This is a genomic window from Streptomyces sp. NPDC003691 (genome assembly GCF_053981115.1).
This window is the reverse complement of the sequence record NZ_JBSFNQ010000002.1, coordinates 80,304-105,813: the sequence shown is the minus strand read 5'-3', so window position 1 is coordinate 105,813 and position 25,510 is coordinate 80,304. Positions and strand designations below refer to the sequence as shown.

The following is a 25,510-nucleotide window of genomic DNA, read 5'->3' as shown; positions in this document are numbered from 1 at the left end:
GGGCAGGCACCCGGGCTCAGCAGGGCACCTCGCGGCGGGCGAGCAGCAGCGTCCGCTCCGCGGCCGCCACGATCGCCGCATCGACGAAACGGCCGTCGGGCAGGGCCTGGGCGCCGCCGCCCGCGGCGGCGGCCTTCACCACCGCCACGGCCGCCGTGATCTCGTCCGGGGTCGGCCGGAAGGCCCGCTCGATGACGGGCAGCTGCCGGGGGTGGATCGCGGCCCGGCCCACGAAGCCGAGGCTCCGGCCGTGGGTGCAGGAGGTGTACAGCGCGTCCAGGTCCCGGATATCGGGGAAGACCGACTGGACCGGTGGCGCCAGCCCGGCCGCACGGGCGGCCACCACGATCCGGGAGCGGGACCAGTCCAGGGCCGAGCTGCCGTCCCGCAGCCCCAGATCGGCCCGCAGGTCGGCCTCGCCGATACCGATGCCGTGCACGGCCGGATGGGCGCTCGCGATGGTGTAGGCGTGCTCGATGGCCAGCGCGGATTCCAGCAGCGGATAGAGCGGGACGCCCGGGGCGAGACCGGCGACGGGGGGAATGTCGGTGCCGTGTGTCACCTTGGGGATACGGAGAGCGCTCAGACCGGGCAGTCCGGTCAGGGTCTCGATCTCTTCGGGCGCGCGGGGGGAGTTGATACGGACATGGACGGGGAGCGGCTGCGGATCGGTGAGCAGTTCGGCGGTGGCCGCCAGCGCGTACTTCTTGCGCTCCGGGGCGACGGCGTCCTCCAGGTCGACGATGACGACGTCGGCGCCGGAGCGGACGGCCTTCAGTACGACCTCGGGGCGGTCGCCGGGCGCGTAGAGATAGGTGAGGGGGATGTTCACAGGGCGCCCTGGGTGCGGAGTGCGGAGATGTCGTCGGGGGTGAGACCGAGTTCGGTGAGGACGTCGTCGGTGTCGGCGCCGTGGGGGCGGCCGGCCCAGCGGATCGCGCCCGGGGTCTCCGAGAGCCGGAAGAGGACGTTCTGCATACGGATGACGCCCAGCTCCGGGTCCTCGACCTCGGTGACGGTGTCCAGCGCCCGGTACTGGGGATCGTCCATCACGTCCCGCACGTCGTAGACGGGCGCAATCGCGGCCTCGGCCTTCTCGAAGGCGTCCAGCACTTCGGCGCGGGGGCGCCGGGCGATCCAGCCGCCGACGGCCGCGTCGAGTTCGGCGGCGTGCTCGGCGCGGCCGCTGCCGGTGGCGAACCAGGGCTCGCCGGTCAGCTCGGGCCGGCCGACCAGGCGCATCACCCGCTCCGCGACGGACTGGGCGGAGGTCGAGACGGCCACCCAGCAGCCGTCGGCGGTGCGGTAGGTGTTGCGGGGGGCGTTGTTGCGGGAGCGGTTGCCCAGCCGGGGCTGGACATAGCCCAGCTGGTCGTACCAGAGCGGCTGGGGTCCGAGGACGGCCAGCATCGGTTCGATGATCGCCATATCGACGACCTGGCCGCGGCCGGTGCCGGCGCGGGCGGCGAGGGCGGTCAGTACGGCGTAGGAGGTGGCGAGGGCGGCGATCGAGTCGGCGAGACCGAAGGGCGGGAGGGTCGGCGGGCCGTCGGGCTCGCCGGTGGCGGCGGCGAAACCGCTCATGGCCTCGGCGAGGGTGCCGAAGCCCGGGCGGTGGGAGTACGGGCCGAACTGGCCGAAGCCGGTGACACGGGTCAGCACCAGCCGGGGATTGGCCCGGCTCAGCTCCGCCCAGCCGAGCCCCCACTTCTCCAGGGTGCCGGGGCGGAAGTTCTCGATGATCACATCGGCCCCGGCCGCCAGCCGGAGCAGGGTGTCGCGGCCGCCGGGGGCGGACAGGTCGAGGGTGATGGTCCGCTTGTTGCGGCCCAGCAGCTTCCACCAGAGGCCGATGCCGTCCTTGGCGGGGCCGTGGCCCCGGGAGGGGTCGGGGCGGCGGGGGTGTTCGACTTTGATCACCTCGGCGCCGAAGTCGCCGAGCAGGGTGGCCGCCAGCGGCCCGGCGAAGAGGGTGGCCAGGTCGAGGACGCGCACTCCGCGCAGGGCCGGGGCGGGCGGGCCGGTCTCCGGCGCCGGGGCCGGGTCCGGGGCAGAGTCCGGGTCGGGCCCGGCGGTGGGCGGTCCGGCCGGGGGCCACGGCGACGAGGGCTCGGCGGCGGAAGCGGAAGCGGAGGTGGGAGCGGGGGCGGGGGAGGACAGGGGGTGGGTGTGCGCAGGACTCATGAGGGGTTGCCGATCTGGGAGTTGGTGGCGGGCCCGGGGATGTCGGCGGGGTCGCGTTCCGGTGCCGGGGCGGGCCCCGGCGCCGGGGGGCCGCCGGGGGCCGCGGCCGCGGTGCGGGCGTACTCGGTGTCGATCTCCGGCCGGTAGGGCATCGACGTCGAAGCGCCCTCGCGCCCGACGCCCAGGGCCGCGGCGCAGGACGCCCAGCGCAGGGCCTGTTCGACGGGCCTGCCCTCGCCGAGCGCCACCGCCAGCGCGCCGGTGAAGGTGTCGCCCGCCGCGGTGGTGTCCACGGCGGTCACCCGCGGGGCCGGGACCCGGAACCGGGCACCGTCCCGGTGGGCGTAGAGACACCCCCGGGCGCCGAGGGTGATCACCACCTCCGGCACCTGCGCGAGCAGCGCCTCGGCCGCTTCCTCCGGTTCGGTACGCCCGGTGAGCAGGGCCGCCTCGTGCTCATTGGGCACCAGCAGATCGACGGCGGCCAGCAGCCCGGCCGGCAGCGGGCGGGCGGGGGCGGGGGTCAGCACGGTCCGTACCCCGTGGCGGCGCGCGGCCGCGGCGCCCTCCACGACGACCGGGAGGGGGAGTTCGAGCTGGAGCAGCAGACTGTCGGCCCCGGCGATCAGGATCTCGTCGCCGGGGCCGAGCGCGGTGAGGGTGCCGTTGGCGCCGGGCACCACGACGATGGCGTTGCCGCCTTCGTCGTCGACGACGATATGGGCGGTGCCGGACGGGCCTTCCGCCGTGTGCAGCAGATCGGTGTCCACTCCGGACGCCTCCAGGGTGTGCCGCAGATGCCGGCCGAAGGCATCGGAGCCGACCGCGCCGATCATCGCCACCTCCCCGCCCGCGCGGGCGGCGGCAACGGCCTGGTTGGCGCCCTTGCCGCCCGGGACGGTCCGGAACTCCCGTCCCGGGACGGTCTCACCGCGCCGCGGCGCACGGTCGACATAGGCGACGAGGTCCATATTGGTGCTGCCGAGTACCACGATGGCTGTCATGGGCGGAGCGCCTCCTGGTGGGTGAGTCGGGCGAGGGCGTCGAAACCGATGCCGTCGAAGCCGCTGACGGAGCTGGCGAGCCGGTTGCGCAGCGGCGCGGTCCAGCGGGCGGGCAGCCGGTCCGGGTGTCCGGCGAGCAGCCCGGCGACCGAGCCCGCGGTCGCGCCGTTGGAGTCGGTGTCCCAGCCTCCCGACACCGCACGGCAGATGGAGCCCGTGAAGTCGCCGTCGGCATGGGTGAGGGCGGCGGCCAGCAGGGCGGCGTTGGGCACGGAGTGCACCCAGTGGTAGTGGCCCAGCTCCCGGTGGAGCCGGTCGGCGACGGTGTCGAACGAGAGTTCGGCGCGGGCCGTGGCGATGCCCAGCCGGACGGCCCGGGCGAGCCGGGACCCCGGCGGGACGACGGTGAGCCCGGCGGCCAGCGCGGTGTGGACGGTGGGGCGTCCGGTACGGGTGCGGGTCCCGTTGTGCGCGCGGGTGCCGTTGCCGGAGGCGGAGCCGGGGCCGGGACCGTTGCGGTTTCCTGAGGCGGGACCGGAGCCGGGGCCGGTGGTGCTGCCGCCTGCCGCCGCCGCGACGGTCGCCGCGACGAACATGGCGCTGTAGACGCCGTTCGCGGTATGGGTCAGGGTCGCGTCCCGGTGTGCCTGGGCGGCCGCCGCGCCGGGGTTGCCGGGGTGCGTCCAGCCGTGCACGTCGGCCCGGATGGCCGCGCCGATCCACTCCCGGAACGGGTTGCGCCGACGGGCCGTCTCCGGCGGCTCTACCCCGCAGAGCAGATTGCGGTAGGCGACGCGTTCCGCCGTGAAGGTACGGCCCGCGGGCAGTTCGTCCAGCCAGAGCGCCGCCACGTCCCGGGTGCGGAAGCCGCGGCCGTACCGGCGCAGCAGCAGCAGGTTCAGCAGCGGATAGTTGAGGTCGTCGTCCTCCGGCATGCCGTCGATGTTCTCGGCGAGGGACGTCGGCGCGGAGCGCCGGTTCCAGGGGTAGGCGCGGGCCAGGTCCGGGGGCAGCCCCTCGGCGGTGAACCAGGTCCGCAGCGGCCAGTTGCCGGTCGCGGCCGCCAGCGCCCTGATCCCGGCCAGCGGGAGCTTCTCCACCGGCTTGCCCAGCAGACAGCCCGCCGCCCGGCCCAGCCAGGCGGCGTGCAGGGCGTCCGGGTATCCCGCGCCGGGCGGGTGATGCGGGAGGCCCGGCCGCGTGCGGCGCGGCACCGTCCCGTCGGCGGCCGCCGGGGGCCGGGCGGGCCCGGGGCGGCCGCCGTCCGAGGAGGGCCAGTCCGGGCAGGCCGCCAGGATCGCGGACAGCTCCGTGGGCTCGTACGCCGCCGGTCCGCCGCCCGGCGCGCCGAGTTCGGAGAGTTCGCCGAGTTCGTCGAGCAGTTGTTCCGCGAGCCCGCGCAGCGCGGCCGGTACGGCACCGGCGGAGGCGCCCGCCGCCGGGGGAGCCGCCGTACCGCCCGCGGCCTCCCAGCGGGCGGCCACCCCGGCGACGGCCTCCGGGTCCCGTCCGTCCTCCGCGGCCTGCCGCAGCTCGTGCCCGACGAGGTCCTCGGGCTGCACCCAGGTGAGCCGGAGGCCCGCGGCCGGGGCATGCGTTCCGGACGGCCCGCCGGCCGTGGCCACGGTCACCGGACCACCTCCGAGTCCCGGGCCGCCCGCGCACCGGTCCCGGCCGCCGCGACGGGTTCCGGCGGCGGTTCCGTACGCGCCCCGGGAGCGGACGGTGCGGCGGTTGCCCGGGCAGCCAGGATCTCCGGCGGGTGCGGGCGCCGGAGGCGGGGGTGTGCCGGAAGCCGCGGCAGCGTACCGGCGGTCATCGGGAGGTCTCCGTCAGCCGGGCGAACGCCTCCTCGTGGGCGCGGCGGCGAGCCGTGTCGCGGGCGAAGATCTCCCGGGTGACCGCGGCCAGTTCACGGGCCGGGGCGTCCAGATCCACCCTGCTGGCCTCGGCGACCGTCTTGGCCCACTCGTGCGGGACCGCGGCCGCTCCGTGCAGCGCCCCCGCGATCGCCCCCGCCATCGTGGCGATGGAGTCGCAGTCCCGCCCGTAGTTCACCGAGCCCAGCACCGAGCGCCGGTAGTCGCCGCCCCCGATCAGCAGCATGCCCAGCGCGACCGGCAGCTCCTCGATCGCGTGCAGCCGCGAGGGGCGGCGCGCGCCGAGACCGGGGGAGCGGTAGTCCGGGCCGACCGTGTCGTAGGGGGCGACCGCCGCCCGCAGCGGGCTGAGCGCGGGCTCGAAGTCCGTATGCCGTACGGCGACTTCCGCGACCGCCTCGATCGCCGCCCGCGTCCCGTCCTTCGCCAGCGAGAGCGCCGTGTCGACCACCGAGGCGGGGGTGGCGCCCGGGGCGCAGGCCGCGGCGACCGAGGCCGCGAACACCCCGGCCGCCTCCCGCCCGTAGGACGACTGGTGCGCTCCCGCGACATCCAGCGCCTCGGCGTACGCCGACTGCGGGTCGGCCGCGTTCACCAGCCCCACGGGAGCCATGTACATGGCCGCACCGCAGTTGACGATATTGCCGCTGCCCGCCTCGCGGGGATCGACGTGCCCGTAGTGCAGCCGGGCCACCAGCCACTTCTCCGCCAGGAAGATCCGCTGGAGCGGCAGGGCCTCCGCCTCCAGCTCGGGAATCCAGCGCGGTGTGCCGATCAGGTCCGGCACCAGGTGTTCGGCGACGGCATGCGCGTCGAGATGGTCCCGTACCGTCGCGTACACCCTGATCAGCGCATGGGTCATCAGGGTGTCGTCGGTGATGTGCCCGTCGCCCTTGTGGTACGGGGCGATGGGGCGCGCGGTGCGCCACTCGTCGCCGTTCCAGGGGCCGACGATGCCCTGGACGCGGCCGCCGTGCCGCTCGGCGATCTGTTCCGGTGTGTATCCCTCGACGGGGCCGCCGAGCGCGTCACCGACCGCCGCGCCCGTCAGCGCGCCCGCGATCCGGTCGTCGAGTGCGGCTGATGTCTGCGTTGTTGGTGTTGTTGGTGTTGTTGGTGTCATGTCGGAATTGTCCACCCGGGATGGTCCGTTCCGCGGGTGCCAGGCGTCCGGCGAGTTCCACCAGATCCGTACCCGCGAGCCGGGGCAGCGCACACCCCGCCAGGGTGCGGCAGGCCTCCCGCCAGGACGCCGGAACGGCCGCACCGCCGCCGAGTGCGCCGGTCAGCGCCCCGGCGAGGGCGGGTGCCGAATCGGCGACCCGGGAGAGACAGGCCGCCGTCGGCACCGCCTCGGCCACCCGGCCGCGCGCCGCCGTCGCCACGGCGAGCGCCACCGGAACGGTCTCCGCCGCGGCGATGCCGTAGCTGTAGACGTGGTCGACGATCTGATGCTCCAGCAGGGGGACGAGCGCGAACGCCGCGCACTCGCCCGCCAGGGACCGGGCGAGCCGGACCGCGTGCCGGCCGTTGCGGCCGATCTCGGTGGAGTCGGGCAGCTGGGCGAGTGCGGCGTCCACGGCGTCGTCGACGTCCGCGCCGCCGAGCGCGGCGGCCACGGCGGCGGCCATCGCCCGGGCGCCGTGCACCCCGTCGCCGTCCTGGGTGTACCGGGCGTCGAACTCCGCGAGTCCGGCGGCGGCTTCCGGGTCGCCGGGGTGGACGACCGCCAGTACCGCGGCCCGTACACAGGCGGCGTCGTCGAAGTAGTGCGGATTGTCGTGACCGGTCGCGGGCGGCCGCAGCCCGGTGGCCAGATTGCCGAGCCCGGCGCGTACGGAGATCCTCGCTCGCAGCGGGAGCACCGCCGACTCGACCTCGGGGGCCCGGGCGGCGGCCGCGGCGACCTCGGCGGCGAGCGAGTTCCACGCCAGGTCCACGGCGGCGCGCGGCCGGCGGTCCGGGGGCAGGGCGGCGAACAACTCACCGGCCGCGGTCAGCACGGTCTCGGCGGCGAAGGCCGCCCATTCGGCGTCGTCGGAGGGGCCGAGGCGGAGCGGCTCCGGCGGCTGGTTGAGCGCGATGGGCACGGGCAGGGTGGTGGTCGCGTTCTGCTCGGCGAAGGTGTCCAGCTCGCGGGTGAGCCGCCGGGTCCACTCGGGCATCCGGGCAGCCCGGTGCCGGGCGGCGGGCCACCCCGCGGCATCCCCGGCGGCGAGCCCGAGGAGCAGCCCTTCGACGGGGCGGCGGGAGACGGTGGCCGCGGTCGCCGGTACGGGCGGCGACGAGGTGCCGCGCGTCAGGCGGACCGTTCCTGCGGGCGGTGCGGGCGGTGCGGGCGGTGCCGCGCCCTCCTCCGTACCCGTACCCGTACCCGTACCCGTACCCGTACCCGTACCCGTACCCGTACCTGTTTCCGTCGTCATGACGCCGCCTTCGGGTCGCCGCCGTCATCGTTGCCCGCGATCTCGCCCGGAACGTCGTCCGGAGTCAGCAGGTCCGCGATGTCCAGGATGTGATGGCCCGCCATCGACGGCAGACAACTGCCCCGCACCGGTCCGATCGCCGCCGCCCACTCCGCCGGGATCGCCCCGGCGCCCTGGACCGCCCCCGCCAGCGCGCCCGCGACCGCCGCCGTCGTATCGGCGTCCCGGCCCATGTTCACCGCTGTGAGCACCGACGTACGGAAGTCGCCGCGGGCCGCCGTGAACGCGCCGAACGCCAGGCCCACCGCCTCCGGCGCCAGATCCGTCCACGGATAGCCGCCGATGACCACCGACGACCGGACCGCGCGCTCCATGGACAGGGCGTCCGGGTACGACCGCTGCGCGGTGACGACGCCCCGGCGCAGGGAACGGGCCGTCCAGGAATCCATCGGAATCACCGACAGGGCCGCGCCGATCACCCCGGCCGGGCCCGCCCCCGACATCGCCGCGGCCACCCCGGCCGCGACCGCCTGGCCGCCGTAGATGCCCTCGCCGTCGTGGCTGACGGAGCCGTCGATCGTGACCAGCCGGGCGGCTTCCAGCGGGCGGCCCGCCGCGAACACCCCGAATGGCGCGGCCCGCATCGCCAGCCCGTCGCTCCAGGCGTGCCGGTGCTGCGCGGAGATGGGGGCGGCGAGGCCGCGCCGGAGGTTCTCCAGCGTGCCGCGCTCGCTGAAGCCCGCGCCGCGGAACGGCCCCTCGTCGAGATCGGCGATCCAGTGGTGCCAGGCCTGTTCGACATGGGCCACGGTCAGTGCGGAGCCGTGCCGGGCCAGCAGCAGCCCGGAGAAGATCGCGTACTCGGTGTCGTCGGTGCCGGCCGGGTCGTTGTCGACGAAACCCTCGATCCGCCCCCAGCGGCGACGGATCTCGGACGGCCTCATGTTCTCCGCGGGCGCGCCGAGGGCATCGCCCACCGCGAGACCCAGCAGGGCGCCGCAGGCCCGGTCGCGCAGGGAGGGGGAGGGGGCGGCGGGGGCCGAGGCGACGGTGGCCGCCGGGGATAGTGGCGCGCCGTCGAACGGATCGACGGGATTGCATGCGACCAACTCCATGAGGCGGGCCCCTTTCGCGCGCGCGAGCCTGTTGCCTGCATCTGTGCCACACGCGAAGCGTGACAAGACCACGAAACACCGATAACCACCGAGAAATGCGGTTGTGATGGCCACTGTCACCCTCTGGAACCCAGGTAAGTATGCCCTGCCTTGCTGGCGCGCCCCTTACATCGCGCGTATTTTCGAGATCGTTCGAGGGGTGCCGGAGCGGACTGCTTCCGGCCGCTCCAAGGGCTGTCCGGACACTCCGGCCCAGGGGGGCCGGGGACCGGAGGCCCGGTCGCCCCGAGGGGCGTGGCACGACAGAAGGGGAGAACCGTGGCCGTCATCGAATCCGTCGCGAGCCTGCACGAAGCGCACCGCGACAACCACACGCACCGGGACGTCAACGGCGGCTGGCTGCGGCCCGCGGTCTTCGGGGCGATGGACGGTCTGGTCTCCAACCTGGCGCTGATGACCGGTGTCGCGGGCGGCGCGGTCTCCCAGCAGACCATCGTCATCACCGGGCTCGCGGGGCTGGCCGCCGGAGCGTTCTCCATGGCCGCGGGCGAGTACACCTCGGTGGCCTCCCAGCGGGAGCTGGTCCAGGCCGAACTGGATGTGGAGCGGCGCGAGTTGCGCAAGCATCCGGTGGACGAGATGGAGGAGCTGGCGGCGCTGTACGTCTCGCGGGGCGTCGAGCCGGAGCTGGCGCGGGAGGTCGCGATGCAGCTCTCCCGCGACCCCGACCAGGCCCTGGAGATCCATGCGCGGGAGGAGCTGGGAATCGACCCGGACGACCTGCCGTCGCCGGTGGTCGCCGCGGTCTCGTCGTTCGGGGCGTTCGCCCTCGGCGCGCTGATACCGCTGCTGCCGTATCTGCTGGGTGCGACGGCGCTCTGGCCCGCGGTGCTGCTGGCGCTGATCGGCCTCTTCGGGGCCGGTGCGCTCGTGGCACGTGTCACTGCCCGTAGCTGGTGGTTCAGCGGTCTGCGTCAGCTGGCCCTGGGCGGTATCGCGGCGGCGCTCACCTACGGCCTGGGCGCGGCCCTCGGCGCGGCGCTGTAGCCTCCGGCGGCCGGGTGGTTTCTCCGGGGCGCCCCGGTCTCCGGCGGCTCGGCGGTTCCTCGGGGTCACGCCCCGGACCCGGCGCCGGGGGGCTCCCCGGGCCGCGCCGACCTCCGGCGGCCGGTCGGCCGTCCGGGACGGGGCGCTTTCCGGGCCCGGGGGGCAGGTCTTTGCTTCCGGGACGGGGCGTCTGCGCCTCCGGCGGCCCGGCGGCCGTCTGGGGTGAGATCGGGCTCTCCTGTATTCGGGTGGTGCCCTGTCCGCTCCGGCGGACCGGGCGCCCGGAATGAGGTGCCCCGCTTCTGGCCCGGGGTGCCCCGCTCCCGGTCGGGTGGCCCCGTCGTACGTCGCCCACGCCCGCGCCCCGGGCCCCCTGCTGTCCTTGTGCCCTTGCCGTGCCCTGCCCTGCCCGCTCCCGGCGGGACGCGGGACAAGGGGGCCGGCCTCCGGCTCTCCCGGCTGCGGGCGCCGGTGCGGGTCCGTAAAGCCGCGCCGGCCCGGCCTGCTCCAGGGCATCGCGCCATCTCTGTGCGTCCGCACACCTGCCGCCGTCCGGGTGCGCGGACGCGTCGCGGGCGCTCCCGGCCCCATCGGGTTCCGGGGTGCCGCTTCCCGTGTCTTTCGTATACGAAACGACTTCGTCCCGTCCCGGGCGCCCGGAACCCCCGCACAGCGCCTGCACTGCCTCCGGAGCCCCGCGCGGGCCACGCGGACCCCGCACCCGGGCCACGGACCCGCACCCCGCGCCGGAGGCCCCGGCCCCTGTGCCGCGCTGCGACACGCCCCCGTCCGGTGCCGGGCGGCAGGGGCCCGCACCGCTCCCGCCCCGGTGTACCGCTCCCGCCCGCCGCACCGGCCTGCGGGCCCGGCGCCCGCCGCCCGGGCCCGTACCGCCCCCGCCCCCGCCCCCGCTCCCGGGGCCGCCCACCGGCGACCCCGCGCCGCCCGGTGGGCGACCGCCCTGCCGAAGCCCCCCGCGGGGACCTCTGCGGGGGCCGGAAAGGGGTCGGTCTGAGAGACTGGGCGCGGCGCCCGGGAAAGCAATTAATCCGGCGGTTTCGATTCCGCCGTCACCGGGCATGAGCCGAGGGCGCCGCGGGCAATGAAGCCCGCTCAGCCCCCCGGTCCAGCGGAATCCGAAGAATCCCGGCATATGCGCCGACCCCCGGCACGGAACCCTCGACCACACACCCACCGCGGTTGTCCACATGCTGGAATGGAAAATCCACTTCCTGGGAATCATTCCATCCTGTAACCTGCACGAAATTTCGCAGAGGGCCAACGTCGTCCCTCGGCACAGCACATGCCACGACGACGACGGGAGAGCCGATGCGTTCCGACGCCTGGTCGCCCATGGACGGTCGCCCCGCGCCCCAGGGGATGTACGACCCCCGTAACGAACACGACGCCTGCGGTGTCGGTTTCGTGGCCACCCTCACCGGTGTGGCCAGCCATGAGCTGGTGGAACAGGCGCTGACGGTCCTGCGGAATCTCGAACACCGCGGTGCGACCGGATCGGAGCCCGACTCGGGGGACGGCGCCGGAATCCTGCTCCAGGTGCCCGACGCGTTCCTCCGGGAGGTCAGCGGTTTCGAGCTGCCCGAGTCCGGCGCGTACGCCGTCGGCACCGCTTTCCTGCCGCACCCGGACACCGCCGCCACCACGGACGGCACCGGCGCGGGCACCGGCACCGGGGACGCCACCGCGGACGCCGTCTCACGTATCGAGACGATCGCCGCCGAGGAGGGCCTCACCGTCCTCGGCTGGCGCGAGGTCCCCGTCACCCCCGACCTCCTCGGCAACGGCGCCCGCGCCACCATGCCCGTCTTCCGCCAGCTCTTCGTGGCCGACGGACGGAGCACCGGCCTGGCCCTGGACCGCAAGGCGTTCGTGCTGCGCAAGCGCGCCGAGCGGGAGGCCGGGGTGTACTTCCCCTCGCTCTCCGCCCGCACCCTCGTCTACAAGGGCATGCTCACCACCGGGCAGCTGGAGCCCTTCTTCCCGGATCTGTCGGACCGCCGCCTCGCCACCGCGATCGCCCTCGTCCACTCCCGGTTCTCCACCAACACCTTCCCGAGCTGGCCGCTGGCCCACCCGTACCGCTTCGTCGCCCACAACGGCGAGATCAACACGGTCAAGGGCAACCGCAACTGGATGCGCGCCCGGGAGTCCCAGCTCGTCACCGACGCCTTCGGCGAGCGCGAGCTGGAGCGGATCTTCCCGGTCTGTACGCCCGACGCCTCCGACTCCGCCTCCTTCGACGAGGTGCTGGAGCTGCTCCACCTCGGCGGCCGCTCCCTGCCGCACTCCGTGCTGATGATGGTCCCGGAGGCGTGGGAGAACCACGAATCCATGGACCCGGCCCGGCGCGCCTTCTACCGGTACCACTCCACGATGATGGAGCCCTGGGACGGCCCCGCCTGCGTCACCTTCACCGACGGCACCCAGGTCGGCGCGGTCCTCGACCGCAACGGACTGCGCCCCGGCCGCTACTGGGTCACCGACGACGGACTGGTGGTCCTCTCCTCCGAGGTCGGCGTCCTCGACATCGACCCGGCCAAGGTCGTCCGCAAGGGACGGCTCCAGCCCGGCCGGATGTTCCTCGTCGACACCGTCGAGCACCGGATCATCGAGGACGACGAGATCAAGTCCGCCCTCGCCGCCGAGCAGCCGTACGCCGAGTGGCTCGACACCGGCACCATCGAGCTGGGCGACCTGCCCGAGCGCGAGCACATCGTCCACACCCACGCCTCCGTCACCCGCCGCCAGCAGACCTTCGGCTACACCGAGGAGGAGCTGCGGGTGCTGGTCGCCCCGATGGCGCGCACCGGCATGGAGCCGATCGGCTCCATGGGCACGGACTCCCCGATCGCCGCCCTCTCCGAGCGCCCCCGGCTGCTCTTCGACTACTTCACCCAGCTCTTCGCGCAGGTGACGAACCCGCCGCTGGACGCCATCCGTGAGGAACTGGTGACCTCGCTGCACTCGTCGCTGGGCCCCGGCGGCAATCTGCTCGACCCCACGGCCGCCTCCTGCCGCAGCGTCACCCTGCCCTTCCCGGTGATCGACAACGACGAGCTGGCCAAGCTCATCCACATCAACGCCGACGGCGACATGCCGGGGATGAAGGCCGTCACGCTCTCCGGCCTCTACCGGGTCTCCGGCGGCGGCGACGCGCTCGCCGCCCGGCTGGAGGCGGTCTGCGCCGAGGCCGACACCGCCATCGAGGACGGCGCCCGGCTGATCGTCCTCTCCGACCGGCACTCCGACGCCGAGCACGCGCCCATCCCGTCGCTGCTGCTCACCTCCGCCGTCCACCACCACCTCATCCGTACCAAGCAGCGCACCCAGGTCGGGCTGCTGGTCGAGGCGGGCGACGTCCGCGAGGTCCACCATGTCGCGCTGCTGATCGGCTACGGCGCCGCCGCGGTCAACCCGTACCTCGCCATGGAGTCCGTCGAGGACCTGGTCCGCGCCTCCACCTTCATCAGCGGTATCGAGTCCGAGCAGGCCATCCGGAACCTGATCTACGCCCTCGGCAAGGGCGTGCTGAAGGTGATGTCCAAGATGGGCATCTCGACCGTCGCCTCCTACCGCGGCGCCCAGGTCTTCGAGGCCATCGGCCTCGACGAGGGCTTTGTCGCAACCTACTTCGACGGCACCGCCTCCAAGATCGGCGGCGCCGGCCTCGCGGTGATCGCCGACGAGGTCGCCGCCCGGCACGCCAAGGCGTACCCGGCCTCCGGGATCGCCCCGGCGCACCGTGCGCTGGACATCGGCGGCGAGTACCAGTGGCGCCGCGAGGGCGAGCCGCACCTCTTCGACCCGGACACCGTCTTCCGGCTCCAGCACGCCACCCGGACCCGCCGCTACGACATCTTCAAGCAGTACACGGACCGGGTGAACGAGCAGTCCGAGCGGCTGATGACGCTCCGCGGCCTGTTCGGCTTCGCCGAGGGCCGCGAGCCGGTGCCGCTGGACGAGGTCGAGCCGGTCTCCGAGATCGTCAAGCGCTTCTCGACCGGCGCCATGTCGTACGGCTCCATCTCCCGCGAGGCCCACGAGACCCTCGCCATCGCCATGAACCGGCTCGGCGGAAAGTCGAACACCGGCGAGGGCGGCGAGGACCCCGACCGTCTCTACGACCCCGAGCGCCGCTCGTCCATCAAGCAGGTCGCCTCCGGCCGCTTCGGTGTCACCAGCGAGTACCTCGTCAACGCCGACGACATCCAGATCAAAATGGCCCAGGGAGCCAAGCCCGGCGAGGGCGGCCAGCTGCCCGGCCACAAGGTCTACCCCTGGGTGGCGAAGACCCGGCACTCCACCCCGGGCGTCGGGCTGATCTCCCCGCCGCCGCACCACGACATCTACTCCATCGAGGATCTGGCCCAGCTGATCCACGATCTGAAGAACGCCAACCCGGTCGCCCGGATCCACGTCAAGCTGGTCTCCGAGGTCGGTGTCGGCACGGTCGCCGCGGGCGTCTCCAAGGCCCACGCCGATGTCGTCCTGATCTCCGGCCACGACGGCGGTACCGGCGCCTCCCCGCTCACCAGCCTCAAGCACGCGGGCGGCCCCTGGGAGCTGGGCCTCGCCGAGACCCAGCAGACGCTGCTGCTCAACGGTCTGCGGGACCGGATCGTCGTCCAGACCGACGGCCAGCTCAAGACCGGCCGGGACGTCGTGATCGCCGCCCTGCTGGGCGCCGAGGAGTTCGGCTTCGCCACCGCGCCGCTCGTCGTCTCCGGCTGCGTCATGATGCGCGTCTGCCACCTCGACACCTGCCCGGTCGGCATCGCCACCCAGAACCCGGTGCTCCGCGAACGGTTCTCCGGCAAGGCCGAGTACGTCGTGAACTACTTCGAGTTCATCGCGGAGGAGGTCCGCGAGCTGCTCGCCGGGCTCGGCTTCCGCACCCTCCAGGAGGCCGTCGGCCACGCCGAACTGCTGGACACCGCGCGGGCCGTGCACCACTTCAAGGCCCAGGGCCTCGACCTGGCGCCCCTGTTCCATGTGCCCGAGCTGCCCGCGGGCGCGGTCCGCCACGCCCTGATCGAGCAGGACCACGGGCTGGCGAAGGCCCTCGACAACCAGCTGATCAAGCTGGCGGCCGACGCACTGAACGCCGAGACCGCCGAGGCGGCCCAGCCGGTCCGCGCCCAGGTCGCCATCCGGAACATCAACCGGACCGTCGGCACCATGCTCGGCTACGAGGTCACCCGCCGCTTCGGCGGCGCCGGCCTCCCCGACGACACGATCGACATCACCTTCACCGGCTCGGCCGGCCAGTCCTTCGGCGCCTTCGTCCCCCGCGGTGTCACGCTCCGCCTGGAGGGCGACGCCAACGACTACGTGGGCAAGGGCCTCTCCGGCGGCCGGGTCGTGGTCCGCCCCGACCGGGCCGCGGACCATCTCGCCGAGTACTCCACCATCGCGGGCAACACCATCGCCTACGGCGCCACCGGCGGCGAGATCTTCCTCCGCGGCCGTACCGGCGAACGGTTCTGCGTCCGCAACTCCGGCGCGACCGTCGTCTCCGAGGGCGTCGGCGACCACGGCTGCGAGTACATGACCGGCGGACACGCCGTCGTCCTCGGCGAGACCGGGCGGAACTTCGCGGCCGGTATGTCCGGCGGCGTCGCCTACGTCGTCGACCTGGACCGCGACAACGTCAACGCGGGCAACCTGGCGGCCGTCGAACCGCTGACCGACACCGACCGGCAGTGGCTGCACGACGTCGTGCGCCGCCACCGGGAGGAGACGGGCTCCACCGTCGCCGGGAAGCTCCTCGCCGACTGGGAGACGAACGCCGCCCGCTTCAGCAAGATCATCCCGACCACGTACAAGGCAGTGCTCGCCGCCAAGGACGCCGCTGAGCTGGCCGGTCTCTCCGAGCAGGAGACCACCGAGAAGATGATGGAGGCGGCGTCCCATGGCTGACCCCAAGGGCTTCCTGACCACCGGCCGCGAGGTCGCCCAGACCCGTCCGGTCGCCGAGCGCCTCAAGGACTGGAACGAGGTCTACGTCCCCGGCTCCCTGCTGCCGATCATCAGCAAGCAGGCCGGGCGGTGCATGGACTGCGGCATCCCGTTCTGCCACAACGGCTGTCCCCTCGGAAACCTGATCCCCGAGTGGAACGACTACGCCTACCGGGAGAACTGGGCCGCCGCCTCCGAGCGGCTGCACGCCACCAACAACTTCCCCGAGTTCACCGGGCGGCTCTGCCCCGCGCCCTGCGAGGCGGCCTGTGTGCTGGGCATCAACCAGCCCGCGGTCACCATCAAGAACGTCGAGGTCTCCATCATCGACAAGGCGTGGGACTCGGGCGACGTCACCCCGCAGCCCCCGGACCGGCTCTCCGGCAAGACCGTCGCCGTCATCGGCTCCGGCCCGGCCGGACTCGCCGCCGCCCAGCAGCTCACCCGCGCCGGCCACACCGTCGCGGTCTACGAGCGGGCGGACCGGATCGGCGGACTGCTGCGGTACGGCATCCCCGAGTTCAAGATGGAGAAGGTGCACATCAACCGCCGTATCGAGCAGATGCGCGCGGAGGGCACCAAGTTCCGCACCGAGGTGGAGATCGGCACGGACATCGACGCGGCCCAGCTGCGCCGCCGCTACGACGCCGTCGTCATCGCCGCCGGGGCCACCGTCTCCCGCGATCTGCCCGTCCCCGGACGGGAGCTGAACGGCATCCACTTCGCGATGGAGTACCTGCCGCTCGCCAACAAGGTGCAGGAGGGTGACTACATCGCCCCGCCGATCACCGCCGAGGGCAAGCACGTCGTCGTCATCGGCGGCGGCGACACCGGCGCGGACTGCGTCGGCACCGCCCACCGGCAGGGCGCGGCCTCCGTCACCCAGCTGGAGATCATGCCGCGGCCCGGCGACGAGCGCCCCGCCGGGCAGCCGTGGCCGACGTTCCCCATGCTCTACAAGGTGACCTCGGCGCACGAGGAGGGCGGGGAGCGGGTGTACGCCGTCTCCACCACCCGCTTCGAGGGCGACGAGGACGGCAATGTCGCCGCCCTGCACCTGGTGGAGGTCGACTTCACCGACGGGAAGCTCGTCCCGTGGCCCGGCACCGAGCGCCGGATCCCGGCCCAGCTGGTGACCCTGGCGATGGGCTTCACCGGCACCGACCGGTCCAACGGTCTCGTCGAGCAGTTCGGCCTGGCGCTGGACGACCGGGGTAACATCTCCCGTGACGCCGACTTCGCGACCAATGTCGGCGGGGTCTTCGTCGCCGGTGACGCCGGGCGCGGCCAGTCCCTGATCGTCTGGGCGATCGCCGAGGGCCGTTCGGCGGCCCGTGGTGTCGACCGCTATCTGACGGGCGCGAGCGAACTGCCCGCCCCGATCCGCCCGACGGACCGCGCGCTCACGGTCTGACGGATCCGGGCGCGCCGCCTCCCGCGGCCCGCCCGCGCACGACCCCTCCGGAGCCGGAGCGACGCCTCCGGAACGGTGAAAAGACGTCCCGTACAACGGCGTACGGAACTGATCGCGGCGCCTGCCCCGTCCCCGACCGGACCCCGGGCAGGCACCGCGGCGCATCCCGGCCGGGATCGCCGGGCCCCCGAGCGGGGCCGGTGATCCCGGCCGAGCGGCTTCCGCTGCCGTACACCTGGCGTAATCTCGCCGTACAAGGCGATCTGCCGATCATGCGTCCGACCGGGGCCGGCCGCCGCCGCGCGCCCGGGCCGAGGGAACGGAGCCGTGTGCATGGCCGTTGTGCGTACCGCCGGAGGACCGGCGTTCAGTCTGCGGAAGGTCGAGGAGCGGGCTCCGGGACTGGTCGGCCACTACCGGTCGGCGGGTGTGTCCCTGCGCAAGCACGGCATCGAGGGACTGCGGGCCGCCGTCTATCTCGTCCTCGACTACTCCGGTTCGATGAAGGACTACTACCGCGACGGCAGTGTGCAGGCCCTGGCCGACCGGGTGCTCGGCCTCTCGGTCAACCTCGACGACGACGGCCGGGTGCCGACGGTCTTCTTCTCCACCGATGTCGACGCGGTCACCGAGATCGCCCTCGACGACCACCACGGGCGGGTGGCGAAGATCGTCGCCGGTCTCGGCCATATGGGGAAGACCAGCTATCACCTGGCGATGGACGCGGTCATCGACCACTACATCGACAGCGGCGCGACCGATCCGGCGCTGGTGATCTTCCAGACCGACGGCGGTCCGATCAACAAGCTCGCCGCCGAGCGCTATCTCTGCAAATCGTCGAAGCTGCCGCTGTTCTGGCAGTTCATCGGCTTCGGTAACACCCGCAGCACCCAGTTCGACTTCCTGCGCAGACTCGACGAACTGCCGGTCCCCGCCAAGCGGGCGGTGGACAACGCCGGCTTCTTCCACGCCGGGCAGGATCCGCGGCAGGTACCCGACGCCGAACTGTACGACCGGATGGTGGCCGAGTTCCCCCGCTGGCTGACGGCGGCGAGGGCGCAGGGCATCGTCGGCTAACCGTGCCTTTCGGGCAGGCCGGTGGCCGGCGGCCCGATCCGCAGCCGGGGGAGCAGACGGCGTACCGCGCTCTCCTCCAGCGGGTGGTCCAGGGCGCGCAGGGTGAGCCGCTTCAGACGGCGGAACCGGTCTCCGTGCTGCTCCAGCAGCCGGAGCACCGGCCGCCCGTTGTGGGTGTCCCCGGTGAACCCGAGGCATGGCACGGCCAGGGTGTCGAGCCGGTCGAGGACGTCCGACTCCAGAAGGGAGTCGAAGAGCACCCACTGCGCTTCGGCGCCGTCGTCGCCGACGACACTGCCCGGCTCGAACGGATACGAGTCGGCCAGGTCCAGATGGCGCAGGCGGGGCAGTGAGTCCGTGGGGAAGTCGAGCAGCACCGAGGGCAGACCGGCACCGCAGCCGTCGTTCATGAACGCGACGGTCAGCCGGCGCAGCTCCGGGAGCCGCAGCCCGCAGGGCCGGTCCCAGTAGCTGTATCCGCCGTTGAGCACGGTCTCCACACCACGCAGCTCCACGGTCTCCAGCCGGGGGTGGGACACCACGGGGAACAGCCAGTGGCCGGTCAGTTCGAGCCGTCGCAGCGCGGGCATCGCCCGCCAAAGCCGCTCCGCCGTCGGCTCGTCCACATAGGAGAACACCGAGCCGTCCGCTCCCGGGGAGGCGGTGTCCGGAGCGAAGTCGTACCCGCGCCGGGCGCTTTCCGCGCCGACCGACAGGGCGAACGCCTCCAGCACCGGCCAGTGCCGTCGGCCGATCACGTCGGCGATGGCGGGCAGCAGGGCGAGCAGACCGCGCCTGCCGTCCGGGAGCGGCAGCTCCACACTCAGTGCCCGCAGCCGTCCGGTGTCCACACCGGACAGGAACTCCAGGATGCTCTGGCACTGCCCGGCGGCGTCCCCGGCCCCGGCCGTGAACCGCGCCTCCGACGGCGCGTCCGGCCCCCCGGTCAGTAACCATCCCACCCGCGGAAGCCTAGTGTTCGGCCGGGCCCGGCGGGGCCGGACCAGTCGTTCTAGGCGCTGCCCGGGATCCAGTAGCGGTACACCTCCGCGACGGTGGGCGGCGCCGATGCCGCGCCCCAGCCCAGCCGCTCCGCCACCGGCATCATGATCTCGCCGAAGGCGTCCATGGCGGCCTGGGACTCCCAGAGGTCGTAGACGTCGATCCCGTTCTCGCCGACGACGCAGACATGGACCAGGCAGCCCGCGAAGGTGTCGCCCGGCAGGGCCTGGAGCGCGGCGTTCAGTTCGTCGTACCGGGCGGCCGTCACGCCCGGCAGCGCGACATGCATAAAGACGGCCATGAGGGGCCTCCTCGGCGGTGGCCGGTGCCTCCCCGTCGCCACGGTGGCGGCCCGCCGCCCACCACCCCTGGCATAGCACGGACCCGGCGGGACCCGCATCCGTACCGCTCCGGCCTTCCGGAAAGCCTGACAGAAGTTGTCCGGATTAGCTGGTGGAGTGGGGTCCATGAGCAACGACACCATCTCCTGGGCGGATTTCCGGGCCGCCGAACCCGCGCTCGCCGACGCCGTGCGCCGCCGCTTCGAGGAGCACACCCATCATGTTCTCGCCACGCTCCGCAGGGACGGTTCACCCCGGGTGAGCGGGCTGGAGATCACCTTTCTGGGCGGCGAGGTCTATCTCGGCATGATGCCCGGCTCATGGAAGGCGAAGGACCTGCTGCGCGACCCCCGGTTCTCGCTGCATGCCAATCCGGGCACCGTGGAGTCGATGGAGAGCGGCGACGCGAAGCTCGCCGGCCGCGCGGCCGAGGTGGCCGCGGGCGCCGAGTCCGACCGCTTCGGCGCGGCCGTCGGAATGCGGCCGGAGGAGTTCCACCTCTTCCGCGTGGACCTCGGGGAGGTCGTCCGTACGAGGGTCGAGGGCGAGGAACTGGTGGTGGAGTCCTGGCACCCGGGCGCCCCGGCGGTGACGCGCCGCCGCCGCCCCTGACGGCACGGGGCGGGACGGAACGGCCGTATCCGACGGCACGGGACGGCCGTATCCGACGACATGGGGCAGGACGCACGGCCGCACCTGACAGGGGCGGTGCGAGGCGTGCCGCCGTACCCGGCGAGACGGTACGGAACACGCGCCCGCACCCGACGGCCCCACCTGACAGGGGCGGCGACGGGGCGGATCCGGCCGTCATCCCCCCGGCGCCCCCGCCAGAACCGCCTCCCGGCACTCCGCCGGAGTGCCCCAGGCGTCGCGCAGCGGCCGGGCCCGGCGGAGCCAGAGCGCCAGGTCGAACTCCTCCGTGTAACCGATCGCGCCATGGAGCTGGAGGGCCGTGCGGGCGGCCGCGTAACCCGCGCGGCCCGCCGCCGCCTTGGCCGCCGCGATATCCCGGACGTCCAGGGTCACCGCCGCCCCGAAGACCAGCGGCCGGGCGAACTCCAGCCCGATCATGGTGTCCGCCAGCCGGTGCTTGACCGCCTGGAAGCCGCCCACCGGCACACCGAACTGCACCCGCTGCCCGACATGGCCGACCGTACGGTCCAGCAGCGCCTGACCGGTGCCCAGACACTGCGCCGCCGTCAGCAGCCGGGCCAGCCCGCCGGCCCGCACTCCCGCCGCCACCGCGCCCGGACCCCGGGCCAGCACCTCGCCCCCGGCGTCCGGCAGCGCGAGCCGCCGGACCGGATCGGTGGCGACCCGGACCGGACCGTGGCCCGGCGCGATCCGCACCTCCGCCGCCACCGGGTCCACCACGACCAGCACCTCCGCGGCGTCCGCGTCCAGCGCGTACGGCCCCCCGCCCGGGGCCACCAGCGAGGCCAGCACCTCTCCGCGCACCAGCGCCGGGACCAGCCGGGCCGCGCCCGAACCAGGCCGTCCGGCCGCCAGCGCCGCCAGCAGCGATGCCGCCGCCACCGTCTCCACCACCGGCCCCGGCACCGCGTGCCGCCCCAGCTGCACCAGCGCCACGGCCAGTTCGACCGGCAGCCGCCCCGTCCCCCCGTACTCCTCCGGCACCGCCAGACCGACCACCCCCGCCTCCGCCACCCGCGCCAGCAGCGCCCGGCCCGGCGCCGGATTCCCCGCCGCCCAGGCCCGGGCCGCCGACGGCACGGCGGCCGCGGTCAGCAGGGCGTCCAGCGACCGACCGAAGGCCCGCTGCTCCGCGTCCGGCGCGAAACGCATCAGCGGCGCCCCTTCGGCAGGCCGAGCAGCTTCTCGGCGACGATGTCCCGCTGGATTTCGTTGGTGCCCGCGTAGACCGGCCCGGCGAGCGCGAACAGATGCCCCTCGGCCCACTCCGTATCCGCGAACTCCCCCTCCCCGCCCAGCAGGTCCAGCGCCGTCTCGTGGAGCGCGATGTCGTACTCCGACCAGAAGACCTTGTTCAGGCTGGACTCCGCGCCGAGCCGGCCGCCCGCCGCGCACCGGGCCGCCGCCTCCCAGGTGGCCAGCTGGTAGGCCCGCGCCCCGATCACCGCGTCCGCGACCCGGTCCCGCAGGCTTCCCTGCGGCGACCCGGCGGCCCGCCACTGCCGTACGAGCCGTTCCGCGGCGGCCAGGAAACGGCCCGGGGAGCGCAGGGTCAGCCCCCGTTCGTTGCCCGTCGCCGACATCGCGATCCGCCAGCCCTGCCCCGGCTCCCCGATCACATCCCCGTCCGGGACGAACACCTCGTCCAGGAAGATCTCGGCGAACGCCGGTTTGCCGTCGAGCCGCGCCACGGGCCGTACCGTCACACCCGGCGCCGACAGGCCGAACATCAGATAGACCAGCCCGTCGTGCCGGCGCGGCGCGTCCGGATCGCTGCGGAACACCCCGAACGCCCGGTCCGCGAAGGCCGCCCGCGACGACCAGGCCTTCTGCCCGGTCAGCAGCCAGCCGCCGGAGGTCCGGACCGCCCGGGAGCGCAGCGCCGCCAGATCCGACCCGGCCTCCGGCTCCGACCACGCCTGCGCCCAGACCACTTCGCCGCGGGCCATCGGGGGCAGGACCCTGGCCCGCTGCTCCTCCGTGCCGTGGTCCAGCAGGGTGGGCGCGAGCAGACTGATCCCGTTCTGCGAGACCCGGCCCGGGGCCCCCGCCGACCAGTACTCCTCCTCGAAGACCAGCCAGCGCACCAGATCCGCGTCCCGGCCGCCGTACCGGGCGGGCCAGGAGACCGCGGACCAGCGGCCGGCCGCCAACTCCGCCTCCCAGGCGCGGTGGGCGGCAAACCCTTCCCGGGTCTCCAGGGACGGCAGGGGAGTACGGGGCACATGGGCCGCCAGCCAGCTCCGGGCCTCGGCCCGGAACGCCTCGTCCTCCGGGGAGTGGTGCAGGTCCATCGGCACACCCGTCCTTCCCTAACAAGTGTTTGGTAGGTTAACGTGCCGGGGTGGAGAGCGACAGGGACACCGGGCCCGGGCCGGCCGGCGGCAGGGGGCCGCTGGGCGAGCCGCCCGCCTATGTGCCGGGCCACGGGCTGCTCCGCGGCCGTACCGCCCTGGTGACCGCGGCCGCCGGGGCCGGGATCGGCGGCGCCACCGCCCGCCGGTTTCTGGAGGAGGGCGCCCGGGTGCTGCTCAGCGACGCCCACCGGCGGCGGCTGGCCGAGTCCCGGGCCGCGCTCGCCGACGAGTTCGGCCCGGACGCGGTGGCCGCCCAGCCCTGCGACGTCACCGACGAGGAACAGGTACGGGCGCTCTTCGCGCGGCTCGCCGAGGAGCACGGCGGCCCCGACGTCGTCGTCAACAACGCCGGGCTCGGGGGCACCGCCGCCCTGGTCGATATGGCCGACGAGCAGTGGGACCGGGTCCTCGACACCACTCTGAACGGCACGTTCCGTTGCACCCGTGCCGCCCTGCGGGCCTTCCGCGACAGCGGCCGCGGCGGCGTGATCGTCAACAACGCCTCCGTCGTCGGCTGGCGCGCACAGGCCGGCCAGGCCCACTACGCGGCGGCGAAGGCCGGTGTGATGGCCCTGACCCGGTGCGCGGCGCTGGAGGCGGCGGCGTACGGGGTCCGGGTCAACGCGGTCGCGCCCAGCCTCGCCATGCATCCCCATCTGGTGAAGGTCACCTCCGCGGAGCTGCTGGCGGAGCTGACCGCGGGCGAGGCGTTCGGCCGGTACGCCGAGCCCTGGGAGGTCGCCAATGTGATCGTCTTCCTCGCGGGCGACTACTCCTCCTATATGACGGGCGAGGTCGTACCGGTCAGCAGCAGGCGGGCATGAGCGCCGGTGGCGCCCCGGGCGGGGCGGGGGAGTACGGGGCACCCGGTTCCCCCGGGCGCGGGGCCCGGCGCGGACGGCCGCCGGGCGGGGGGCGGACAATGGGGCCGTGCCGAACACGAACAGAACGACGGGGACCGCGGGGGCCGCGGGGATCACGGGGACCACGAGATCGGGCGGAGCCACGGGCGCAACCGAGGCCGGAACCGAGGCCGGAGCCGTGGCCGGAACTGCGGGAGCCGCCGGGGCCGCCGAGCCCGCCGGGGCCGCGCCGGGCAAGGGGACCGCGGGCCGGGCCCGGACGAAGCCGGGGACCACGGAGAAGGCCCGGGTGAACGCCGCCCCCGAACGCCGCGGCGAACTCCTCGCCGTGGCCGCCGAGGTCTTCGCGGCCCAGGGCTACAACGCCACCACCGTCCGCCGGATCGCGGACGAGGCGGGCCTGCTCGCGGGCAGCCTCTACTACCACTTCGACTCCAAGGAGTCGATGCTCGACGAGATCCTCTCGGCCTTCCTGAACGAACTCTGGGCCGGGTACGACGCGGTGCTGGCCGCCGGGCTCGGCCCCCGCGAGACCGTCGAGGCCCTGGTCACCGAGTCCTTCCGGGAGATCGACCGGCACCGTGCCGCCGTCGCGATCTACCAGCGGGAGGCCCCGCACCTCACGGACCTGCCGCGGTTCGGCTACCTCGGCGCATCGCGCCGCAGGTTCGAGGACCTGTGGGTGGGGACCCTGGAGCGCGGCGTCGCCGACGGGGTCTTCCGGGCGGACCTCGACATCCGGCTGGCGTACCGCTTCCTGCGCGACACCGTCTGGGTCGCCGCGTCCTGGTACCGGCCGGGGGGCCGGCACAGCCCCGAGGAGATCGCCCGCCAGTACCTGTCGATGGTGCTGGACGGAATCGCCGCCGCCGAGGGCGGCGGGCCACCGTAGCCGCGGCCGGGGACGGCCGCGAGAGGGAGGACCGGGATGGCCGAGGCCTATGTCGTCGAAGCGGTACGCACCCCTGTCGGCAGGCGCCGCGGCGGACTGGCCGCGGTCCACCCCGCGGACCTGGGCGCCCATGTCCTGACCGCCCTCGTCCGGCGCTCCGGGATCGATCCGGCGGCCGTCGACGACGTCGTCTTCGGCTGTCTGGACGCCGTCGGCCCGCAGGCCGGTGATATCGCCCGGACGGCCTGGCTGGCGGCCGGACTCCCCGAGGAGGTGCCCGGGGTCACCGTCGACCGCCAGTGCGGCTCCTCCCAGCAGGCGGTGCACTTCGCCGCCCAGGCGGTCCTCTCCGGCACCCAGGACCTGGTCGTCGCGGGCGGCGTCCAGAACATGTCCATGGTCCCCATCGCATACGCCTCCCGGCAGGCCGCCGAACCCCTCGGGCTCACCGGCGGCCCCTTCGCGGGCAGCGAGGGCTGGCGGGCCCGGTACGGCGACGCGCCCGTCGACCAGTTCCACGGCGCCGAACTGATCGCCCGCCGCTGGGGCATCACCCGCCGCGACCAGGAGGAGTACGCGCTCCGCTCCCACGAGCGGGCGGTCCGGGCCGTCGACGAGGGCCGGTTCGCCCGGGAGACCGTCCCGTACGGCACCGTCACCACGGACGAGGGCCCCCGCCGCGACACCACCCCGGAGCGGATGGCCGCCCTCGAACCGGTGGTCCCGGGCGGCACCATCACCGCCGCCTGCTCCTCCCAGCTCTCCGACGCCGCCGCCGCCCTGCTGCTGGCCGGCGAACGCGCGCTCCGCGACCACGGACTGACCCCGCGCGCCCGGATCCACCATCTGTCGGCCCGCGGCGACGACCCGATCCGGATGCTCGCCGCACCCATCCCGGCCACGGCGTACGCCCTGAAGAAGACCGGCCTCTCCCTCGGTGACATCGACCTGATCGAGATCAACGAGGCGTTCGCGCCGGTCGTCCTGGCCTGGCTGAAGGAGACCGGGGCGGATCCGGCCCGGGTCAATGTCAACGGCGGCGCGATAGCCCTCGGCCATCCGCTGGGCGCGACCGGGGCACGGCTGATGACGACCCTGCTGCACGAACTGGAGCGCACGGGCGGCCGCTTCGGCCTCCAGACGATGTGCGAAGGCGGCGGGCAGGCGAATGTGACCATCATCGAACGGCTGTGACCGGCACTTCTCCGCCCGACGGCGCCCGCCGTCCCGAACTTCATCCGTCCACAAGGAAATTGCCTGTTAGGTATGTTCACA

Annotated in this window: 19 protein-coding genes; 8 read left to right on the top strand and 11 right to left on the bottom strand. The window is 74.0% G+C overall.

Annotated elements, in window-relative coordinates; all coding sequences use genetic code 11:
• Positions 1 to 16: 16 nt before the first annotated feature.
• From ACWDR0_RS01555 to ACWDR0_RS01525, 7 genes are all read right to left on the bottom strand, one after another.
• Positions 17 to 832, bottom strand: coding sequence for an HpcH/HpaI aldolase/citrate lyase family protein (locus tag ACWDR0_RS01555; protein WP_456349553.1), 816 nt, complete (start codon positions 830 to 832; stop codon positions 17 to 19).
• Positions 829 to 2,184: a CaiB/BaiF CoA transferase family protein gene (locus ACWDR0_RS01550; RefSeq protein ID WP_456349552.1), complete on the bottom strand. Its 1,356-nt coding sequence runs from the start codon at positions 2,182 to 2,184 to the stop codon at positions 829 to 831. The genes ACWDR0_RS01555 and ACWDR0_RS01550 overlap by 4 nt, the downstream gene beginning before the upstream one ends.
• Entirely contained in the window at positions 2,181 to 3,188 is a 1,008-nt protein-coding gene (rbsK, locus tag ACWDR0_RS01545) for a ribokinase (protein ID WP_456349551.1), read from the bottom strand. The genes ACWDR0_RS01550 and rbsK overlap by 4 nt, the downstream gene beginning before the upstream one ends.
• Complete coding sequence (locus ACWDR0_RS01540) at positions 3,185 to 4,819, bottom strand: ADP-ribosylglycohydrolase family protein (RefSeq protein ID WP_456349550.1); 1,635 nt, start codon at positions 4,817 to 4,819, stop codon at positions 3,185 to 3,187. The genes rbsK and ACWDR0_RS01540 overlap by 4 nt, the downstream gene beginning before the upstream one ends.
• A 184-nt stretch (positions 4,820 to 5,003) precedes the next feature.
• Positions 5,004 to 6,191, bottom strand: coding sequence for an ADP-ribosylglycohydrolase family protein (locus ACWDR0_RS01535; protein ID WP_456349549.1), 1,188 nt, complete (start codon positions 6,189 to 6,191; stop codon positions 5,004 to 5,006).
• Positions 6,097 to 7,494, bottom strand: a complete 1,398-nt coding sequence (locus ACWDR0_RS01530; RefSeq protein WP_456349548.1) for an ADP-ribosylglycohydrolase family protein — start codon at positions 7,492 to 7,494, stop codon at positions 6,097 to 6,099. The genes ACWDR0_RS01535 and ACWDR0_RS01530 overlap by 95 nt, the downstream gene beginning before the upstream one ends.
• Positions 7,491 to 8,609 (bottom strand): ADP-ribosylglycohydrolase family protein, encoded by a 1,119-nt coding sequence (locus ACWDR0_RS01525; protein ID WP_456349547.1) that lies wholly within the window; start codon positions 8,607 to 8,609, stop codon positions 7,491 to 7,493. The genes ACWDR0_RS01530 and ACWDR0_RS01525 overlap by 4 nt, the downstream gene beginning before the upstream one ends.
• 318 nt (positions 8,610 to 8,927) lie before the next feature.
• On the opposite strand from ACWDR0_RS01525, the gene ACWDR0_RS01520 reads away from it, so the two are divergent.
• The 4 genes from ACWDR0_RS01520 to ACWDR0_RS01505 all read left to right on the top strand — a co-directional run bounded on the left by ACWDR0_RS01520 (position 8,928) and on the right by ACWDR0_RS01505 (position 18,126).
• Positions 8,928 to 9,656, top strand: coding sequence for a VIT1/CCC1 transporter family protein (locus ACWDR0_RS01520; protein ID WP_456349546.1), 729 nt, complete (start codon positions 8,928 to 8,930; stop codon positions 9,654 to 9,656).
• A gap of 1,329 nt (positions 9,657 to 10,985) precedes the next feature.
• Entirely contained in the window at positions 10,986 to 15,596 is a 4,611-nt protein-coding gene (gene gltB / locus ACWDR0_RS01515) for a glutamate synthase large subunit (protein ID WP_456349545.1), read from the top strand.
• A complete protein-coding gene (locus ACWDR0_RS01510; protein WP_456349544.1) occupies positions 15,589 to 17,049 on the top strand; it encodes a glutamate synthase subunit beta in 1,461 nt (486 codons plus the stop codon). Before gltB ends, ACWDR0_RS01510 begins: the two co-directional genes overlap by 8 nt.
• Positions 17,050 to 17,382: 333 nt before the next feature.
• Positions 17,383 to 18,126 (top strand): vWA domain-containing protein, encoded by a 744-nt coding sequence (locus tag ACWDR0_RS01505; protein WP_456349543.1) that lies wholly within the window; start codon positions 17,383 to 17,385, stop codon positions 18,124 to 18,126.
• Here the strand turns inward: ACWDR0_RS01505 and ACWDR0_RS01500 are convergent.
• A complete protein-coding gene (locus tag ACWDR0_RS01500; protein ID WP_456349542.1) occupies positions 18,123 to 19,088 on the bottom strand; it encodes a hypothetical protein in 966 nt (321 codons plus the stop codon). The genes ACWDR0_RS01505 and ACWDR0_RS01500 overlap by 4 nt on opposite strands.
• 50 nt (positions 19,089 to 19,138) lie before the next feature.
• Positions 19,139 to 19,429: a hypothetical protein gene (locus tag ACWDR0_RS01495; RefSeq protein WP_456349541.1), complete on the bottom strand. Its 291-nt coding sequence runs from the start codon at positions 19,427 to 19,429 to the stop codon at positions 19,139 to 19,141.
• A gap of 166 nt (positions 19,430 to 19,595) precedes the next feature.
• Here ACWDR0_RS01495 and ACWDR0_RS01490 point away from each other — a divergent pair, with 166 nt between their 5' ends.
• The gene (locus ACWDR0_RS01490; RefSeq protein WP_456349540.1) at positions 19,596 to 20,081 is read left to right on the top strand and encodes a pyridoxamine 5'-phosphate oxidase family protein; all 486 of its coding nucleotides are present in this window, start codon (positions 19,596 to 19,598) and stop codon (positions 20,079 to 20,081) included.
• A gap of 195 nt (positions 20,082 to 20,276) precedes the next feature.
• On the opposite strand, the gene ACWDR0_RS01485 is transcribed toward ACWDR0_RS01490, so the two are convergent.
• Both ACWDR0_RS01485 and ACWDR0_RS01480 read right to left on the bottom strand, forming a co-directional pair.
• Positions 20,277 to 21,275, bottom strand: coding sequence for an acyl-CoA dehydrogenase family protein (locus ACWDR0_RS01485; protein WP_456349539.1), 999 nt, complete (start codon positions 21,273 to 21,275; stop codon positions 20,277 to 20,279).
• Complete coding sequence (locus tag ACWDR0_RS01480) at positions 21,275 to 22,417, bottom strand: acyl-CoA dehydrogenase family protein (RefSeq protein WP_456349666.1); 1,143 nt, start codon at positions 22,415 to 22,417, stop codon at positions 21,275 to 21,277. Before ACWDR0_RS01480 ends, ACWDR0_RS01485 begins: the two co-directional genes overlap by 1 nt.
• A gap of 101 nt (positions 22,418 to 22,518) precedes the next feature.
• Between ACWDR0_RS01480 and ACWDR0_RS01475 the strand changes: the two genes are divergently transcribed.
• The 3 genes from ACWDR0_RS01475 (at position 22,519) to ACWDR0_RS01465 (ending at position 25,429) form a co-directional block, all read left to right on the top strand.
• Complete coding sequence (locus ACWDR0_RS01475; protein ID WP_456349665.1) at positions 22,519 to 23,304, top strand: SDR family oxidoreductase; 786 nt, start codon at positions 22,519 to 22,521, stop codon at positions 23,302 to 23,304.
• Positions 23,305 to 23,632: 328 nt separating this feature from the next.
• Positions 23,633 to 24,235, top strand: a complete 603-nt coding sequence (locus ACWDR0_RS01470; RefSeq protein WP_456349664.1) for a TetR/AcrR family transcriptional regulator — start codon at positions 23,633 to 23,635, stop codon at positions 24,233 to 24,235.
• Positions 24,236 to 24,271: 36 nt separating this feature from the next.
• Positions 24,272 to 25,429, top strand: coding sequence for an acetyl-CoA C-acetyltransferase (locus ACWDR0_RS01465; RefSeq protein WP_456349538.1), 1,158 nt, complete (start codon positions 24,272 to 24,274; stop codon positions 25,427 to 25,429).
• Positions 25,430 to 25,510 lie beyond the last annotated feature (81 nt).

Bases quoted from the DNA above. Each gene is read 5' to 3' on its own strand.
- ACWDR0_RS01550 (WP_456349552.1), bottom strand. From the start codon at position 2,184: ATGAGTCCTGCGCACACCCACCCCCTGTCCTCCCCCGCCCCCGCTCCC.
- ACWDR0_RS01525 (WP_456349547.1), bottom strand. From the start codon at position 8,609: ATGGAGTTGGTCGCATGCAATCCCGTCGATCCGTTCGACGGCGCGCCA.
- ACWDR0_RS01480 (WP_456349666.1), bottom strand. From the start codon at position 22,417: ATGGACCTGCACCACTCCCCGGAGGACGAGGCGTTCCGGGCCGAGGCC.
- ACWDR0_RS01505 (WP_456349543.1), top strand. From the start codon at position 17,383: ATGGCCGTTGTGCGTACCGCCGGAGGACCGGCGTTCAGTCTGCGGAAG.
- ACWDR0_RS01465 (WP_456349538.1), top strand. From the start codon at position 24,272: ATGGCCGAGGCCTATGTCGTCGAAGCGGTACGCACCCCTGTCGGCAGG.
- ACWDR0_RS01530 (WP_456349548.1), bottom strand. From the start codon at position 7,494: ATGACGACGGAAACAGGTACGGGTACGGGTACGGGTACGGGTACGGGT.
- rbsK (WP_456349551.1), bottom strand. From the start codon at position 3,188: ATGACAGCCATCGTGGTACTCGGCAGCACCAATATGGACCTCGTCGCC.
- ACWDR0_RS01485 (WP_456349539.1), bottom strand. From the start codon at position 21,275: ATGCGTTTCGCGCCGGACGCGGAGCAGCGGGCCTTCGGTCGGTCGCTG.
- ACWDR0_RS01510 (WP_456349544.1), top strand. From the start codon at position 15,589: ATGGCTGACCCCAAGGGCTTCCTGACCACCGGCCGCGAGGTCGCCCAG.
- ACWDR0_RS01490 (WP_456349540.1), top strand. From the start codon at position 19,596: ATGAGCAACGACACCATCTCCTGGGCGGATTTCCGGGCCGCCGAACCC.
- gltB (WP_456349545.1), top strand. From the start codon at position 10,986: ATGCGTTCCGACGCCTGGTCGCCCATGGACGGTCGCCCCGCGCCCCAG.
- ACWDR0_RS01535 (WP_456349549.1), bottom strand. From the start codon at position 6,191: ATGACACCAACAACACCAACAACACCAACAACGCAGACATCAGCCGCA.
- ACWDR0_RS01495 (WP_456349541.1), bottom strand. From the start codon at position 19,429: ATGGCCGTCTTTATGCATGTCGCGCTGCCGGGCGTGACGGCCGCCCGG.